Origin of the sequence: Mammaliicoccus sciuri, from assembly GCF_002901825.1 — a bacterium.
Classification (GTDB): Bacteria; Bacillota; Bacilli; order Staphylococcales; family Staphylococcaceae; genus Mammaliicoccus; species Mammaliicoccus sciuri.
Map to the genome: position 1 here is coordinate 304604 of NZ_PPQD01000018.1, position 17215 is coordinate 321818.

General features: G+C 31.1%; 15 protein-coding genes. 2 read left to right on the forward strand and 13 right to left on the reverse strand.

All coding sequences use genetic code 11. The features are described 5' to 3' along the window. Positions 1–16: 16 nt before the first annotated feature. A complete protein-coding gene (locus CD035_RS05990) occupies positions 17–1471 on the reverse strand; it encodes a CoA-acylating methylmalonate-semialdehyde dehydrogenase (RefSeq protein ID WP_048541601.1) in 1455 nt (484 codons plus the stop codon). A 205-nt stretch (positions 1472–1676) separates the two neighbouring features. Between CD035_RS05990 and CD035_RS05995 the strand changes: the two genes are divergently transcribed. Continuing rightward, positions 1677–2432 carry a DeoR/GlpR family DNA-binding transcription regulator gene (locus tag CD035_RS05995; RefSeq protein WP_048541599.1) on the forward strand — a complete coding sequence of 252 codons (756 nt, stop codon included), beginning with the start codon at positions 1677–1679 and terminating at the stop codon, positions 2430–2432. A gap of 174 nt (positions 2433–2606) precedes the next feature. Here the strand turns inward: CD035_RS05995 and CD035_RS06000 are convergent, their stop codons facing one another. The 12 genes from CD035_RS06000 to CD035_RS06055 form a co-directional block, all read right to left on the reverse strand. After that, a complete protein-coding gene (locus CD035_RS06000; RefSeq protein WP_048541597.1) occupies positions 2607–3872 on the reverse strand; it encodes a Gfo/Idh/MocA family protein in 1266 nt (421 codons plus the stop codon). Between the two features lie 191 nt (positions 3873–4063). Continuing rightward, positions 4064–5554, reverse strand: coding sequence for an N-acetylglucosamine-specific PTS transporter subunit IIBC (nagE, locus tag CD035_RS06005; protein WP_048541594.1), 1491 nt, complete (start codon positions 5552–5554; stop codon positions 4064–4066). A gap of 215 nt (positions 5555–5769) precedes the next feature. Continuing rightward, the gene (locus CD035_RS06010) at positions 5770–6126 is read right to left on the reverse strand and encodes a zinc ribbon domain-containing protein YjdM (protein WP_048541593.1); all 357 of its coding nucleotides are present in this window, start codon (positions 6124–6126) and stop codon (positions 5770–5772) included. An 80-nt stretch (positions 6127–6206) separates the two neighbouring features. Beyond that, positions 6207–6794, reverse strand: coding sequence for a helix-hairpin-helix domain-containing protein (locus tag CD035_RS06015; protein WP_048541590.1), 588 nt, complete (start codon positions 6792–6794; stop codon positions 6207–6209). 16 nt (positions 6795–6810) lie between these two features. Beyond that, positions 6811–8403 (reverse strand): ABC transporter permease, encoded by a 1593-nt coding sequence (locus tag CD035_RS06020; RefSeq protein ID WP_048541588.1) that lies wholly within the window; start codon positions 8401–8403, stop codon positions 6811–6813. A gap of 1 nt (position 8404) precedes the next feature. Further along, on the reverse strand, positions 8405–9301 hold the full coding sequence (locus CD035_RS06025) for an ABC transporter ATP-binding protein (protein WP_048541586.1): 897 nt from the start codon (positions 9299–9301) through the stop codon (positions 8405–8407). A gap of 1 nt (position 9302) precedes the next feature. Beyond that, positions 9303–9944 (reverse strand): TetR/AcrR family transcriptional regulator, encoded by a 642-nt coding sequence (locus CD035_RS06030; RefSeq protein ID WP_158258846.1) that lies wholly within the window; start codon positions 9942–9944, stop codon positions 9303–9305. Between the two features lie 362 nt (positions 9945–10306). After that, the gene (locus CD035_RS06035) at positions 10307–12184 is read right to left on the reverse strand and encodes a BglG family transcription antiterminator (protein WP_048541582.1); all 1878 of its coding nucleotides are present in this window, start codon (positions 12182–12184) and stop codon (positions 10307–10309) included. 36 nt (positions 12185–12220) lie between these two features. After that, entirely contained in the window at positions 12221–13603 is a 1383-nt protein-coding gene (locus tag CD035_RS06040) for a glycoside hydrolase family 1 protein (protein ID WP_048541580.1), read from the reverse strand. Then, positions 13600–13914 carry a PTS lactose/cellobiose transporter subunit IIA gene (locus CD035_RS06045; protein WP_048541578.1) on the reverse strand — a complete coding sequence of 105 codons (315 nt, stop codon included), beginning with the start codon at positions 13912–13914 and terminating at the stop codon, positions 13600–13602. The genes CD035_RS06040 and CD035_RS06045 overlap by 4 nt, the downstream gene beginning before the upstream one ends. 22 nt (positions 13915–13936) lie before the next feature. After that, the gene (gene celB / locus CD035_RS06050) at positions 13937–15217 is read right to left on the reverse strand and encodes a PTS cellobiose transporter subunit IIC (protein WP_048541576.1); all 1281 of its coding nucleotides are present in this window, start codon (positions 15215–15217) and stop codon (positions 13937–13939) included. A gap of 9 nt (positions 15218–15226) precedes the next feature. Continuing rightward, positions 15227–15541: a PTS sugar transporter subunit IIB gene (locus tag CD035_RS06055; protein WP_048541575.1), complete on the reverse strand. Its 315-nt coding sequence runs from the start codon at positions 15539–15541 to the stop codon at positions 15227–15229. Positions 15542–15748: 207 nt separating this feature from the next. Here CD035_RS06055 and CD035_RS06060 point away from each other — a divergent pair, with 207 nt between their 5' ends. Then, complete coding sequence (locus tag CD035_RS06060; protein ID WP_048541572.1) at positions 15749–17113, forward strand: amino acid permease; 1365 nt, start codon at positions 15749–15751, stop codon at positions 17111–17113. Positions 17114–17215 lie beyond the last annotated feature (102 nt).

The following is a 17215-nucleotide window of genomic DNA, read 5'->3' on the forward strand; positions in this document are numbered from 1 at the left end:
CTCTATTTTTCACTCCTTAAAATTGTGGATTACCATGTCTAGCAGTTACGACCTTACGGTGTGTATAGAAATCAATACTATCTTTACCGTTCGCATGTAATGAACCATAGAATGATGATTTCCATCCAGAGAATGGGAAGATTGCCATTGGTGCTGGTACACCTAAATTAATACCTAACATACCTGCATCAATATACTCTCTGAAGTATCTAATGGATGATGCACTGTCTGTAAATAAACATGCACCGTTCGCAAATTCAGATTGATTCGCTAATTGAATGCCTTCTTTTAAATCTTTTACTTTAACAAGTGATAACACCGGTGCGAATATTTCATCTTGCCATAGTTTCATATCAGTTGTAACATCTTCGAAAATAGTCGGTTTTACGAAGAAACCATCTTTGTTGTTGTCTTCTCTACCATCTAATACAAGTTTGGCACCTTCTTCGACACCTTGATCAACGTAATTTAATGTACGTTCAACATTTTCTTCTCTAATAACTGGACCTAAGAAAACATTATCTTCTAAGCCATTTCCGATAACGATATCTTTAGAAGCTTGTACAAGTTTTTCTTTAAATTCGTCATAAACACCTTCTTGAACAGCTACTACTGCTGCTGCCATACAACGTTCACCTGCTGATCCAAATGCTGCACCAATTACATCTTTAACTGCGCCATCAATGTTCGCATCATTTAAAATGATTGTATGGTTTTTAGCACCTGTTAAACATTGCGCACGTTTTAAGTTTTCAGTTGCTTTTTTATAAACATATTCACCTACTGGTTTAGAACCAACGAATGATACAGCTTTTATATGTTCATTTTCACAAATACCATTCACAACATCATGTGCACCATGTACAACATTGAATACACCTTTTGGGAAACCTGCTTCTTCAATTAACTCTGCAAGTTTATTAACAAGTAATGGTGTCTTTTCAGAAGGTTTAATCACAAATGTATTACCTAATGAGATTGCCATTGGAAACATCCAACAAGGCACCATCATTGGGAAGTTAAATGGTGTAATACCACCTACAACACCTACTGGGTATCTATAGCTTGTTCCTTCTATATTTGTTGCGATACTTGAAAGTGAGTCACCCATCATTAAAGATGGTGTCCCAGCAGCAAATTCAACATTCTCAATACCTCTTTGTACTTCTCCTAAAGCTTCTGTCGTATTCTTACCATTTTCTTTCGTAATAATTTCAGCTAATACTTCTCTATTGTCTGTTAATAATTGTTGAAGTTTGAATAAAAGTCGAGCACGTTTAGGCACAGCAACTTCTTTCCATTCTTGAAACGCTTCATGTGCAATTTTTGCCGCTTCATCTAATTCTTCTCTTGTTGAAACAGGTACTTTAGCAATCACTTCTTTAGTAGCTGGATTGTATACATCTATTGTTTCCTTACTTTTTGACGCTTGCCATTGTCCGTTAACGTAATTCTTTAAGATTTCTACCATTTACATATCCTCCAGTTATAAATATTAAAGTAACCGCTTTCATAATCTTTTAAAAAAATGAGTATATATTGATTAACTATTGGTTACTTGTTGAGATAATATTATAATAACGAGTATAATATGTCAACTTTTGAGTAACTTATATTTTTTATAGTTGTTATATAAGTAAATTTTGGGTATATTGTAAGAAATGGGGGAATCGTATATGAAATCTAAACGAATTTATGAAATAGAATCTTTCATAAAAAAAAACAAAACGGCTTCAATTGATGAATTGAAGGATATATTTAATGTATCTGTAAATACAATAAGGCGTGATATCAATCTTTTAGTAGATATGAATGTAGTTAAAAAAGTTTATGGTGGCATTGAAGTTATCGAAGATGAATATAAAGCAGTTGATTACCAAAAAAGGAATGTGGAGAATTATCAATCAAAAAAACACATTGGAAAATTAGCTGCTGCACATATCGAAACTAACGACATTATTTATATTGATACAGGAACAACAACAATACATGTATTAGATTATGTCGACAAAAAATTATCATTTACAATTATTACAAACAGTCTTGATATCATGAATAAAGCTTCACAATTTGAAAATGTAACTTTATTTATAATTGGCGAGAAATACAAACCACGTACTCGATCATTTATAGGTATAGATTCTAATATTTTATTGAATAAATTTAATATTAATAAATGCTTTATGGCAGCTACTGGTGTCAATATTCCAAATGGTCTATCTAACTCAGAGATGGAAGAAAACTTAATCAAACAACTTATAACAAAAAAAGCACGGCAAACATATGTGTTAGCTGATAATAGTAAGATAGGACATTCAACATTACTAACATACTGCAATCTAAGTGACGTAGACAAAATAATTACTAATAAAATACTCCCACAAGAAATACAACAATTCTGCGATGAAAATGATATTAGGGTATTATTTTAGTTAATAAATTTAACATGCGTTAATTCGTGCGCTAACGATCTTGTTTCGCTTTCTTGGACGTTAGAATTTCTAAAGATCTTGTTTGCGACTCTTGAGCGTTAGCGCTATTTTCACGCACAAAAAAGACGTGATACTGCTATTTTCTAGCGGTATCACGTCTTTATTTATCTTATATTATGAAGTTAAGGCTATTTCATTATATAATTCGTCTATATTTATGGATTGGCCGTGGTTCAGTCTTGATTCTTCTGCTGCAAATGCCATTAAGTGACTGATTAAGGATTTACTTGCTATGGATTTAGATTCATTTTGATCTGAGCTATTAATTGCATCTATAAAATCTCTCATAATACCTTCGTCTCCTCCTCCATGTCCACTGCTCACTTCTGGGAATTTGACAATTTTTTCTTCTCTTGTTAAAAAGTCAAAAATGCTTATTTCATTTGTTTCCATATTCCCTCTTATTTCACCTTTTGTTCCCATTATTTGAACAATTCTTGTTTGTTCTCTTGTAAATGCGCTCATACTAAATGTTGCTGTTGCACCATTTTCAAATTCCATATTCACAACTTGATGATCGACAACGTCATTATCTGATTGGAAAACGCATTTCCCATAATCCGTATGATTCAATCTTTCTATGATCGCTTCGTTAGAATTTTCTTCTGTAAATTTCATCGCCCATCCTCTACCGATACCTAAATAATACCTTCCAGCATGAAATGGACATTCATTCTCTACTGGGCATCCGTCTAGACATCTTAATGGTGCGCCTTCTGGTTTGTTTGCTTCATTAAAATACATCAATGAACCAAAGGAATTGATTCTTTTACAATCTTGATCCATGATATAACTGATAATATCCATGTCATGGCAAGATTTAGCTAATATCATTGGACTTGATTGTTCTTTACTTTTCCAATTACCTCTTACAAAACTATGTGACATATGCATATATTCTACATTTTCATTAAGTTGAATAGATGCAATCTGACCAATATCTCCGTTTTGAACGATAGATTTTATCCTACTCCAGAATGGTGTATATCTTAATACGTGACAAATCGTTAATGTTCTATCCATTTCTTTCGCTTTTTCTACCATTTTTATACACTCTTTAGGAGTAGGAGACATCGGTTTTTCAAGCAACACGTGATATCCTAAATCTAATGCTTTCATTGTTGGTTCAAAATGCGCTTTATCTTGTGTACATATGATTGCTATATCAGCTTCTGGCTTCATGTCCAATAATGCATTCCAAGACGCTTGTACATATTGTTCATCTAAACTATGATGACTACTTATGCGCTCTCTTCTTTCTTTAACAGGTTCCGCTACCCCAATTAATTTAATTTTATGAGGCAAAGACTTTATCAAATTCGCATAAACTCTTCCCCCTCGATCACCTGCACCTAACAAAATCGCTTTTTTTATACCCATTGAATCGTCCCCCTTTATCATTCAATAATTTCATATTACTACTATAAAAGTAAAAAATCACACATTTACCATGATTTTTTGTTCATATTTGTTCAAAAATGTTATTATTATAAATAAAATTAAAGATAAAAAAACAGTAGGCTTTCAAATTATAAAATGAATGTCTACTGTTTAACTATTGATATATTCAATTACTGACCTTGATTTTGTTGCATTTGCATGAGCTCATCTGCTGTAAATTGTACATCAGTTCCAATAATAATTTGGATATTTTTATCACTAATCACTTTGTTTCCTAATGCGCCAGATTGTTTGATTTTTTCTTGATCAACAACACTTGTATCTTTTAAAGTTAGTCGTAGTCTTGTTGCACAGTGATCGATAACTTCTATATTATCATTACCACCAATTGCTTCATATATAAGTTTTGTCTTATTAGATACTTTCACACCACTATTGTTTGTTGAAGTACCTGCTTCATCTTCTTCAAGACTAGGATCTTGCTTTGCCGCTTCTTCCATTAAACCATCTCGACCTGGTGTCTTAAGATTAAATGTACGAATCGCAAAATCAAATACGACAAAGTATACGACACCCATAATCAAACCAAGTACAAGTAACATTAATGGTTTATTCGCAATCGGAATACTTAAACTTAATAAATAATCTATTAATCCTGCGCTAAATGTAAATCCTGCAGTCCAATGGAATGTTGCTGCAATAAATAATGAAATACCTGTTAATAACGCGTGAATACCAAATAACATTGGTGCTGCTACTAAGAATGAGAATTCTAATGGTTCTGTGATCCCTGTTACAAAGGAAGCAATCGCTGCTGTAACCATTAAAGAACCTACTACTTTTCTATTACGCTTCTCAGCATTTTTCCAAATCGCTAATGCTGCAGCTGGCAAACCAAACATCATAATTGGGAATAATCCTGCTTGGTAACGACCTGTTATACCCGCTTCACCTTTACTAGACCAGAAGTTTGCAATATCATTAATACCCGCAATATCAAACCAGAATACTTGGTTTAATGCGTGATGCAATCCAAATGGTAATAATAAACGGTTAAAGAATCCATATAACCCGGCACCAAGAGGTCCAAGTTTAGAAATCATTTCACCAAATGACACTAAGCCGTTATATACTGGCGGCCAAATAAACATAAGTGCGATAGAAATGACTAACATTGCCGCTGCTGATAATATCGGCACAAGACGTTTACCACTAAAGAAAGCAAACGCTGTTGGTAATTTCGTATCTTTAAATCTATTGTAAATTGCTGCTGTAACTAAACCACAAATAATCCCGATAAACACATTACTAATACCTGTAAATGCGATATCAACTTTATCCTCAGCAACATGCAATACTTTCGCCATTGCTTCTGGCTTTAATACTTGTGTAACCACTAAAAATGATACAAGTCCACTAAGTGCTGCTGCACCATTTTTATCTTTAGACATACCGAATGCTAAACCTACTGCAAAGAGTATTGGTAAATTATTAATAACTGCTAAACCACCATTTGCTAAAAAGTTTGCAACGCTATTTCCTTCCCCGTTAATTGCACCTGAATCAATAAAAGATGCGATACCTAAAAGTAACCCAGCTACCGGTAAAATCGAAATAGGTAGCATTAGAGACTGTGCAAATTTTTGCATATAAGCCTTCATATTTTTCTCCCCTTATATATTTGTTGGAAACGTAATCTCTATTACATATTTACCATAAAAAACATTTGATGTATATAACGAATTAATATTTCAAAAACTTAAAATAATCAATTAATTATTTTAAATTAAAAATAATACACATCCCTTCTATATATTTTTCAACCTATTAAAAATTAAGAGCCTGCAACAATTTTCATGTTCAGACTCTTAAAAGCTTATTTATTCACTTTTTTAACAACTGATGACTTCAATCCTATTTGTCCAAAACCAGGTATTTTACAATCAATGTCGTGACCATCTTCTGGGTCCACTAATTTGATACCTTTAACTTTAGTGCCTTGTTTAATAGAATTAGATGATCCTTTTACTTTTAAATCTTTAATGACCGTTACAGTATCTCCATCATTTAATTCAACACCATTTACATCTTTAATAACTGTGTTTTCTTCCTTTGATGCATCTTCGTCGTTTATAGACCATTCATGATTACACATTGGACAAATATAAAATTGTCCATCCTCGTAAGTATATTCTGAATCACATTTAGGGCAATTTGGTAATGTTGCTTCCATCTTTCAACCTCCGAAAGTTTATCATAACCTCTATAATTTATCACATTTTCATAAATACTGGTATTGGATTTTTCATAAATTTAAGGTTTCATGATGATATATGACGTAATCTCTTTCACTTTAGCGTCTTTTTTATGATTTTCAAATTTATACATTTCAGCAAAATAAATTTCTTCACCAGAATTCAATATGAATGTGCCGTGCGTAGAAGCTTCTTTACCGTGCGTAAGCATTGATTTAATTTCAAGGCTGGATACTTTTTGCAAGTGCTCGTTAATTTCATCTAAAAATGCTTTTCTACCCTTTAATTCAAAAGAACCTGGTACTTTCCATACTAAATCATCTGTTAGCCATTCATTAAGATACTTTTCATCTCCAACGAGTGAAGCAATCACAATATCTCTGATAATTCTTCTTTTTGGTGCGTTATCACATTTTAAATCTCCTAGTACTGTGAATTTCACATTCTTTAAATCATCATCTAATTGACTAAATGCTAACCCTTGTTCTAATAATGCTTCTTTCAAAATACCTATAGCTTTTGGTCCCATACCATGAAGTTTCGCCAAATTATGTTCATCTAATTGAGCAACCTGTTCTAACGTCGTAATATTGATCTTGTTCAAAGCATTTGTTGCTGGTTTCCCTATTTTCGGCAAATTTGTCATCCGAACACAGCTCCCTTTATGAAATGTCTTTTCGTTTAAACCCTATAAATCCAATTATGATAAGCACGACAGATAAGATGATTAATATACTTATACCCGAATAATTCATATCTTCAACAGGTATTTCAGGAATATGATGAAATGGCGTTATATCTTTTAACCAGTCTTTAATATTTAACAATTGTCCTAAGTAAACGACGAAAAATGTATAAGTTAAATATAAATAAACGATAAAGTGTCCTTTATTAAACCATCCTAAAAGTACAACACCAAGTGCTACGAAAGATATAATGGCAGGTATATGTACAATTCCTGACTTTATAATTGTCCAAAAACTAAATGGATCATGTAACACAGATGTTTGGGCAACATACAAACCGAATGCAGCTATAAAAATCATAAAGATAGCATTAAATAATGAAACAACTAAATAGCTACTCAACAACTTAATTCTTGAAATAGGTCGAGACATTATAAGTTCTATACGATGAGTATCTATTTCGTTTTTTATTTTGTACAAGCTTATCAGCGCAGGTATTGTTGATACTATAGCCATTATAATCATTAAAGTCGGTAAGAATGCTTCTATATAATGATCACCTTTCCCAGCTACCATTTGCTGCAACATTTCGTTATCTTTAATAAAATCATCTAACTCACCAAATATTGATCCATATGAAGCGCCAAATACAAACATCCCTATTGCCCAGGAAATAAGCCCTACTTTATACAATTTAAGTTGTAAACCTAGTGGAGATAACCATATTTTATGTGCTGTTCTTTTACCTGGTTTAGAAGGCAGTAAGCCAGACTCTATATCCCTTCTAAAATAAAGTATCATCGCTATCATTAAGAAAATAATAGCCGTTATTAAAGTTATGACGATTGGCCACCAATTATTTTCAGAATAAGCAAACGTTCTTGTAATCCATCCTAGGGGTGAAACCATAGAAATATCTTCATTTATGACGTCACCAACAGCTCTCACTAAATAGCTTAAGAGCAATACTGTAATGCTATAGCCAGTAACACTACTACTTGTTTCAGTTAACTGTGAAAATATAGCTGTCATCATACCAAATAGAATCCCAATTGATCCTAATGAAACTGCATAAACAATTGAACCTTGCCAATCCACACTATTAATATTCATTAAAGGTAATATCACCATAATCAAAATGGTTATCATGACATTCACAATTATCATCTCAATAAGTGCACTTATGAGTGGCGATACTTTTCCAACTGGCAATGCTCGAATCATTTCAATACGACCTGCAGATTCATCTCCTCTAGTACTCTTTGAAACAAGTAAAATACTCATTATTGCAACGAGAATACTTGTAAATAGTAACATCTCGTGCGTAAATAACACGCCAACTGATACATGTTCAAATTGTCCTGGTCCTAACATTGCTTCCATTGCAGGATTTTTAGAAGTTTCAACAATTGGTTGCATATCTGATTGGTGTGGATACATACTTTTAAATGTTGGTGGTATGATAACTGTTAAAACTACGATACCTAATATCCAAAACAGCATTTTCCATTTATGTGTCTTAAGGTAAAATAACGTTAATTGTCCAACACCGTTAAAGAGATTATTCATATTACTCACCTCTTTCAATATTCACACCATAATGTCTCATAAATAAATCTTCTAATGTAGGTGGCATACTTTCTAATTTCAACAACTCAAACCGACTTAAATATTTAATAATATTAGAAACCTTCTCTGAATCCACTTGAAAATGATATGTCTCTCCTTCTTTAGAAATATCATGTACACCATCTTGTTCGTCTAAATCTGTTAGAGCTTCTTTAGACTGAACGACGAAATGCATTCTCGTTAAATGTCTCAAATCATCCAACGTTCCCATTTCTACGATTTCACCTTTTCTAATAATGCCGACTCTGTCACATAATTTTTCTACTTCACTTAATATATGACTCGATAATAGAACACTTTTGCCCTCTTTTTTCTTTTCTAATACACATGCTTGGAATACTTGTTCCATTAAAGGATCCAATCCAGATGTCGGTTCATCTAATATAAGAAGTTGTGCATCTGTTGTAAATGCAGCGATAAGTGCAACTTTCTGTCTATTACCTTTAGAATATGACCCACATTTTTTAGTAGGGTCTAAATCAAATTTTTTAATCAGTTCATCTCTTTTTTCATCATTTCGAGTCCCACTTAATTTCAAGAATAAATCTATCACTTCTCCACCTGTTAAGTTTGGCCACAAATTAACATCACCTGGAACATAGGCAATTTGTTTATGAATTCGAACTGCATCTTTCCAAGCATCTTTATCAAATGCCTCAATAGTACCTGAATCTGGTTTAAGCATGCCTAAAATTGCTTTAATGGTCGTAGATTTCCCAGAACCATTTGGACCGATAAAACCAAATATTTCTCCTTCTTCAACAGTGAAATTCACACCGTTTAAAGCTTTAAATTTACCAAACGTCTTCGTAACATTATTTACTTTTAACAATGTCATATTAATCACGATCCTTATAGAAGATTTTACGCATTTCCTTTATATATAAATCGAATTCATCATAAAAGCTTTGATAATCATTCTGCTCGATCATTTGATGTGTTATTCGTGTCTTCATAGATTCTGCTAAACCGTCAATCGAGTACTTTATAATATTGATAGACATTTCAACATTTAAATTATTTTTAAAAAGATCCTTATCTAAATCTTCAAATAGTGCATTTTGAACTTTACTTTGTAATTGTTTAATATGTTGGTCTTGTTCTTCAGATATATAATGATGTCGAGATTCCTCCAGAACAATTTTCGTTAAAAACTTCGACATATGAGGATGAATCGTCATTAAATTAGATTTAATCTTCGCTTGTTTAACTAATCTATTAAAAACATCCTTCTCAGAAGTATCAATCTGTTTAAAATAATATTCCTCAATGAAATCTAATGAATAATCCACTAGAAATTTAAATAATCCTTTTTTATTTATAAAGTAATAAAAAAGCATCCCTTTACCAATACCAGCATTTTCAACAATACGATTCGTAGAACTTTGTTGATAGCCATAATTAGAGAACTCCATCAGCCCTGAATTGATTATTTTTTGACGCTTTTCTTCATCTAAATTATAGAATGCATCATTCATCATATACACCTTCCAAAACATATTAGACCAGTTCGGTCGACTACATCATAACGCTATCGACCATATTGGTCAATTATTGTTACTAAATAGAAAAGCCACCAATTCGCAAAATACGAATTGGTGGCTTTTCTATTTAGTACTTACAGCACTATGTACTGACCCCTTTGTTTGCATATCAAAATAAATCAAATTCAAATTAAAGACCTAAAGCTGTAATCAAATCTACGATTGGTTGTAAAATACTTGTTAACATAAGAAATCTCCTCCTTTGTTTAAGTTATTCTTATTCTATATCAAATAATTATAAGTACAAAAAATGAGTAAAGTTACATTACAAGGTATGTAATGTAACTTTACTCTTATATTTAAGGTGAAAATATTTTTTTAAAAGATTCTTTAGAATCTGCCTCTAATAGTTTTAATACTTTAGAATAATCATTTATTATTTCAGAAAGATTTTGATACACTTTTTCTAAATTAATCGTAGTATTCTTTTTCAATCCTAAACAAAAAATAATTTGTACTTCTTTATCTTCCCAAGCAATTGGTTTATCCATCGTTATTATATAAATAAAAGTTTGTTTAGCTAAAGGCATTAGTGGATGTGGAATGGCTACCAGATTACCATAAGCTGTAGAAGCATGATATTCTCTTTCTTTTACACTATCGATAAAATTACTGTGAATTAAATTCTTATTTTCAAGTTGTTTACCTAAGTATTGCAACAACTCATCTTTACTGTTTATTTTTTTATTTAATTCAATAATCTCTATAAGTTCTTCTGAGTGTCGAGAATCTTTTAAATCTATATAACGTTGAATTTTGTCTGAGTCTTGCTGTGACATAATTGGGTTAACATAAAGTATTGGTAAACTGACATCATCATTTATTGGTACTGTTGAAATTATTAAATCTGAATGCTCAAGTTGAGCTCTATGAATATTGTATAATTCTATAATTTCAGTAATTTGAATTTGATTACCAAAATTTTGGATTAACTTATATTTAATTAATTGAGAACTCGTTAATCCGGAGTTACACACTAGTATAACCTTTAACTTTTCTTTTTCATTTTCAATTCTATTGAGAGCCATTTCAAAGTGCAATGCTAAATAACCAACTTCACTTTCTGAAATTTGCACTTTCAAGTCTTTTTCAATCATTTTACTAGCCACTAAAGCAATATCAAATGCGAAGGGGTAATTTTTTTTGATTTCATTTAACATTGGATTTCTAATATTCATCTTGTATTTATATCTATTTATTGATGTACTCAAATGTAAATATAAATTTTTCTTAAGTGTATTATCCGTAATTAGGTCTAAATAAAAAATAAGCTTTATATGATCTAACATATGTGTAATCATACTATCAATAACATTATTTTTTTGTATCATATTACCTTCATTCATAATTCCAGTAGTAACAAAATGGATATATAAATAATCTTTTTCTTTTATAGGCAATGTCAAATCAAATCTTTTTTCAACAAACAGTATAAGTTCATCAAAAAATTGACTCAATTCATTTGTTAATGGAAGATCATCAATTTGGAATTGCTGTTCAACCATCAGTTGATTTTTGATTCGAACTATCGCAATGTTAATGTGTGTTACAAGATTATCAAGTTTAACTTCAGGTATCTCAATTTGGTAATTTCTAAGTAACTTCACAAGATATGACTTTACACTGGAAATATCATCTTCAGTAAATCCAATGTTCAAGTGCTGATTATTCAATAGAAACTCTGCTATTGCATATCTTATCTGAAATTCTTTACCAATTAACTTCATTCCATAATTTGGTCTACTGACTACTTCTATTTCATAACGAGCTAAAATTCTCTTCATTTCAATCGTATCATTCTTTAAAGTTCCCACACTGACAAACAAGCTTTCACTCAGAGATTCTAATTTTGTATAATGATTATCAAGAAGTAATTTTTTCATGATAAATCTAATTCTGCTATCTTGATTATTGAAATTTAAGTTTTCATCTTTCAAAAAACGCTCATTTAAAAAATAATTAAACTTACCCTCATCAGTAATATTTAATTGATAGCCTTTCGATTTTTTTATAAAGATTACGAACCCATTTTCTTTACTCGTTTCATTGATAACCTTTATGTTTTCTCGAATAGTTTTAGACGAACACCCTAAAAGTTTGGCTATGGATATACTATTCATATATTCGTGCTGATGTTGATACAATATCTTTACTATATTGAGGTGTCTGGTTTCCATCACGCTCTCTCCTAGTAGTTCTGTATATATTTCAGATTAATCTGTAAAACCATTACTTGAAGAAACTTCTTTAAACCATCTTCCACTTTCTTTAATTGTTCTTTCCATTGTTTCAAGGTCAATAGAAACAAAACCATATCTATTTTTATATGCATTCATCCAAGACCAATTATCCATAAAAGTCCACATATGATATCCTCTACAATTTGCACCTTCTACTATAGCTTTATTCAACCATATTAAATGTGATTTCACAAAATCTATTCTATAGGTATCATTTATTTTACCATTTTCGATAAATCTCGATTCATTTTCAACACCCATACCATTTTCTGAAATAAAACTTTCAATATTACTGTAATTATCCTTCAAATTAATCATAATATCATAAATCCCTTTAGGGTAAATTTCCCAACCACGATATGGATTCATCTTTCTACCTGGCATTTCATAATTTTCAAAGTAATATTCTGGGAAGAATGGAGAATTAGGATTTGGTAAAGTTTCTCTAGCTTTTACACGTCTAGGTTGATAATAATTTACGCCTAATAAATCTACTGTATAATTTTTTATAATTTCAAGGTCATCTTGTGTAAAAGTTGGTAATAGATCATGATGTTTTATAATATCTACTAATTGCTCTGGATAGTAGCCTTTTGTTACAGGATCTAAAAAACTTCTATTAAAAAATAAATCTGCAATTTCGGAAGCTTTAACATCTGCTTCATTTTTACTTCTTGGATAAGATGGTGTTAAATTTAGTATAATCCCAATTTTCCCATCATATCCTGATTCCTTATATTCTTTAATTACTTTAGCATTAGCAAGGATAGTATTATACGCAACCTGAAATCCTCTTTTAGCATCTACAATATTTGGATAATGGAAATTATATAAATATCCACCTTCAACTGGTACTATTGGTTCATTAAATGTAAACCAATACTTAACTCGATCGGCAAATAACTCAAAGCACTTTCTCGAGTAATCTACATATCTTTCTACAACTTCAAGTGATTCAAAACCACCTTGTTTTTGCTTTTCATATGGCATATCAAAGTGATATAAATTCACAAAAGGTTCAATATTATTTTCAATTAAGCTATCTATAACTTTATTATAAAATTGAACTGCATCTTCATTAATTTTATTACTACTTTGATTTATTAAACGGGTCCAAGATATAGATAATCTAAATGAATTATGTCCTGTTTCCTTCATTAACTTAATATCTTCTTCAAATTTATTATAAAAATCTGACGTTTTATTAGGACCAACATTTTCAAAAAATCGATTTGGTTCTTCATCAAACCATTTATCCCAAATAGTTTGATCATTTATTGTTTTTGTACCTTCCGTTTGTGTTGCACTAGCTGCACTTCCCCACCAAAAGTCTTTTGGAAATTTATATTGAGTCATGATTTCATCTCCTTATATAGATCTATCATTTCATTCGCTAAATCCTTTACAGTAATTGCATTCATTAAATGATCTTGAGAATGTATTAATAACAAATTCAATTCACTTTCTGTTCCTTGCGCTTCATTTTGTAACAATTCAGTTTGAAATTTATGCGCCTTATTAATTTCTTGTTCCGCTTCTTTAATAAGATCTGTTGCTTCTTCAAAATTTCTTTCTTTTGCACATTGTATAGCCTCCATTGCACATGAACGCCCATTTCCTCCATATAATATAATTTGAAAAGCTATCTCATTAATTGAGGTTGCCATTGTATATTCCTCCGTCCTTATACTATTTTTCTATTTCTTGTTTTAAATAGTTTTTATCTAATAATTTTAAAAATGGCCACCATATAATAAATGTAATAATTAGGTTTACAAGTTGTAATGCTGCACCTTGCCACGCATTACCAGTTGCTAAATATCCACTTATAAATATTGGAGTAGTCCAAGGTACGATAACGCCAGAAGGCTTCGGAACTATACCTGTATACATAGCTGAATAACTCACAATAGTTACAATCACTGGTGATATAATCCAAGGAATTATAACTAAAGGGTTCATTATGATAGGTAAACCAAATAGAATCGGTTCATTCACATTAAAAATGGATGCTGGTGTACCTAATTTAGCAATTTCTTTATTTTGTTTACTTCTACAAATTAAGTAAATTGCAATTACGACCGCTATCGTTCCACCTGTTCCTCCCATACCAACTAAGAATGTATCTATAAATTGCTTTGTAATGATATTAGGTAACTCAATTCCTTTTTGGAATGCCTCAAAATTTTCATTATTTAATGAATACCATATTGGATCAAATACAGTGTTCACAATAATCTGGCCGTGCAATCCGAAGAACCAAAATATCTGAATAAATAAAACCGCAATAATTGTTGCAGGAAGTCCTTTACCTAAGGCAGTTAAAGGTTCTTGAACAATTGTATAGATTAAATCTTGTAATGTATTAAAAGGTGTTAAGGCAATTAAGATTCTTATTACCAAAAATATAGTTAAAGTAAATGCTACTGGTAACAGTGCACTAAATGATTTAGATACTTGGTCAGGTACACCTTTAGGCATTTTTATTGTTATTTCCTTCTTTGTAAAATAGCTATACAACTCTGAAGTAATTATAGAAACAATAATTCCTAAAAACATACCTTTAGCACCTAATATTTCTGTAGGAATAACGCCTTCAGTTTTACCTACAACTTGAGGTGTTAAAATAAGTACTGCACTTAATGCAGTTACAGCACCATATATTCCTTCTAACCCATTTCGCTCAGTTAACTTATATCCTATTCCCAATATTACAAAAAGACCCATTATTGATAATGTCGCTGCTGATGCTGGACCCACTGCATTTTGCCAAGCTGTATATTGACTTTCAGAAAGTAATTTATCTAAAAATGGAAAATTAGCAATTACAACAAATATAGAACCAAATATAATTAAAGGTAGTGCAATCATAAAGCCATCACGTAAAGAGGCTAAATACTTATTATTATTTAACTTATCTGCAATGGGCAGTAAAACATCTTCTAACTTATCCATAAAAGTGCTTTGCATTTTTATCACCTATTCCCCTAATAATTTTAATGCCTGCTTAAGAACGCCTTCTCCGTCAATTCTGCCATAACTTACAGAATCAATTGTTTCAATTGGTAATTCTAGACCTTTTTCTTCAGCTGCTTTCATAAATTTTTTCTTCATAAATCTCATTTGTGGTCCAATTAATAACACATCATACTCTTCTAAAGAATGAAATGCGTTATCACTAGACATTGCTTTGATATTCACTTTAATCCCATCCGCATCTGCTGCTTCTTCCATCTTATTTACTAATAAACTTGTAGACATTCCCGCTGAACATGCTAATAAAATATTTTTCATCTTGATTTCCCCTTTCGAATATATTTTCATTATATTTTGGTTGCGCTTACATATCGATATAATCATTTTCCTCTACTAGTGGAACAGAAACATTTATTTATATTAATATGCAAAATACAAATAATCGTAGTATAATGCTTTTTATATTGTTTTATAAATCTTATTGTTTACATATGTTTTATTGTGTTTAAGGAGAGCGAATTAAAAATGGAAAATCATGAGTTACAAAGAAGTATGTCAAATCGGCATATTCAGTTAATTGCTATTGGTGGCGCGATTGGTACCGGTCTTTTTCTTGGGGCTGGTAAGAGTATTTCACTAGCGGGTCCATCTATTTTATTAGTTTATATTATTATTGGTTTTTTCTTATTTATTATGATGAGAGCCTTAGGGGAATTATTACTTTCAAATAGTAACTACAATTCTTTCATTGATATTGCTGAACATTATTTAGGTCCTTTATTCGGATTTTTAACTGGATGGACGTATTGGTTTTGTTGGGTTGCAACGGGAATAGCGGATATTACGGCTGTGGCTAAGTATATTCAGTTTTGGTATCCTGATGTTCCTGCATATGTTTCTGCAATTGCAACAGTTGTTATTCTATTAGGTTTAAATCTTATGACTGTTAAATTATTTGGTGAGGTCGAATTTTGGTTTGCACTTATTAAAATTATCGCCATTATATTATTAATTGTCATTGGTTTATGGATGATATTTAATGGTTTTAAATCTAGCACAGGTATTCAATCTGGATTTAATAATTTATATAGCCATAATGGTTTCTTCCCAAATGGTGCTATGGGCTTCTTACTGGCTTTCCAAATGGCAGTATTTAGCTTTGTAGGAATTGAACTTGTAGGTGTTACAGCTCGTGAGACGAAAGACCCTGAAAAGAATTTACCTAAAGCGGTTAATTCTATCGGTATTCGTATTTTAATTTTCTATGTATTAAGTTTATTAATCATTATGAGTATCACACCATGGAATAAAATTGATCCTGCTGAAAGTCCTTTTGTTAATTTATTTGTATTAGCTGGTATTCCAGCTGCTGCGGGTATAGTTAACTTTGTCGTGTTAACTTCAGCTGCAAGTGCTGCAAACAGTGGATTATTCAGTAATAGTCGTATGGTTTATGGTTTAGGTCAAACGGGTCATGCGCCTGAAGGGTTAAGCAAGACAAATAAACGTGGTGTACCTTATCCAGCATTGATATTCTCAGGTGTTGTATTATTCTTCGCTGCGATATTAAATTATTTTATACCAGATGACGTATTTACACTCGTTACGACATTAGCTACAATATTCTTTATTTTTATTTGGTCTATCATTTTAATTTGTTATATCAAATTTAGAAAAGAAGACAAATCTTTACACGAAAAATCTAAATTCAAAAATCCATTCGGTGTGATTGGATCATATCTTGCATTAATATTCTTTGTATTTGTATTAGTTATTTTGTTCTTTGCAAATGATACACGTACAGCATTAATGTACTCACCTTTATGGATTGTACTATTGCTTGTTGTTTATTATATAAATCGTCGCAAGCATTCTACTTCAAATGAATAAATTTTAAAAACAGTAAACATCGTCATATGACATGTTTACTGTTTTTTATTGAATAAATGTAATATACCATAGAATAATATTTAAATTCTTGTTATATATTGA

Excerpts from the sequence above, each read along its gene's own strand:
- CD035_RS05990 (WP_048541601.1), bottom strand. The coding sequence starts at position 1,471 with ATGGTAGAAATCTTAAAGAATTACGTTAACGGACAATGGCAAGCGTCA.
- CD035_RS05995 (WP_048541599.1), top strand. The coding sequence starts at position 1,677 with ATGAAATCTAAACGAATTTATGAAATAGAATCTTTCATAAAAAAAAAC.
- CD035_RS06000 (WP_048541597.1), bottom strand. The coding sequence starts at position 3,872 with ATGGGTATAAAAAAAGCGATTTTGTTAGGTGCAGGTGATCGAGGGGGA.
- nagE (WP_048541594.1), bottom strand. The coding sequence starts at position 5,554 with ATGAAGGCTTATATGCAAAAATTTGCACAGTCTCTAATGCTACCTATT.
- CD035_RS06010 (WP_048541593.1), bottom strand. The coding sequence starts at position 6,126 with ATGGAAGCAACATTACCAAATTGCCCTAAATGTGATTCAGAATATACT.
- CD035_RS06015 (WP_048541590.1), bottom strand. The coding sequence starts at position 6,794 with ATGACAAATTTGCCGAAAATAGGGAAACCAGCAACAAATGCTTTGAAC.
- CD035_RS06020 (WP_048541588.1), bottom strand. The coding sequence starts at position 8,403 with ATGAATAATCTCTTTAACGGTGTTGGACAATTAACGTTATTTTACCTT.
- CD035_RS06025 (WP_048541586.1), bottom strand. The coding sequence starts at position 9,301 with ATGACATTGTTAAAAGTAAATAATGTTACGAAGACGTTTGGTAAATTT.
- CD035_RS06030 (WP_158258846.1), bottom strand. The coding sequence starts at position 9,944 with ATGATGAATGATGCATTCTATAATTTAGATGAAGAAAAGCGTCAAAAA.
- CD035_RS06035 (WP_048541582.1), bottom strand. The coding sequence starts at position 12,184 with ATGGAAACCAGACACCTCAATATAGTAAAGATATTGTATCAACATCAG.
- CD035_RS06040 (WP_048541580.1), bottom strand. The coding sequence starts at position 13,603 with ATGACTCAATATAAATTTCCAAAAGACTTTTGGTGGGGAAGTGCAGCT.
- CD035_RS06045 (WP_048541578.1), bottom strand. The coding sequence starts at position 13,914 with ATGGCAACCTCAATTAATGAGATAGCTTTTCAAATTATATTATATGGA.
- celB (WP_048541576.1), bottom strand. The coding sequence starts at position 15,217 with ATGCAAAGCACTTTTATGGATAAGTTAGAAGATGTTTTACTGCCCATT.
- CD035_RS06055 (WP_048541575.1), bottom strand. The coding sequence starts at position 15,541 with ATGAAAAATATTTTATTAGCATGTTCAGCGGGAATGTCTACAAGTTTA.
- CD035_RS06060 (WP_048541572.1), top strand. The coding sequence starts at position 15,749 with ATGGAAAATCATGAGTTACAAAGAAGTATGTCAAATCGGCATATTCAG.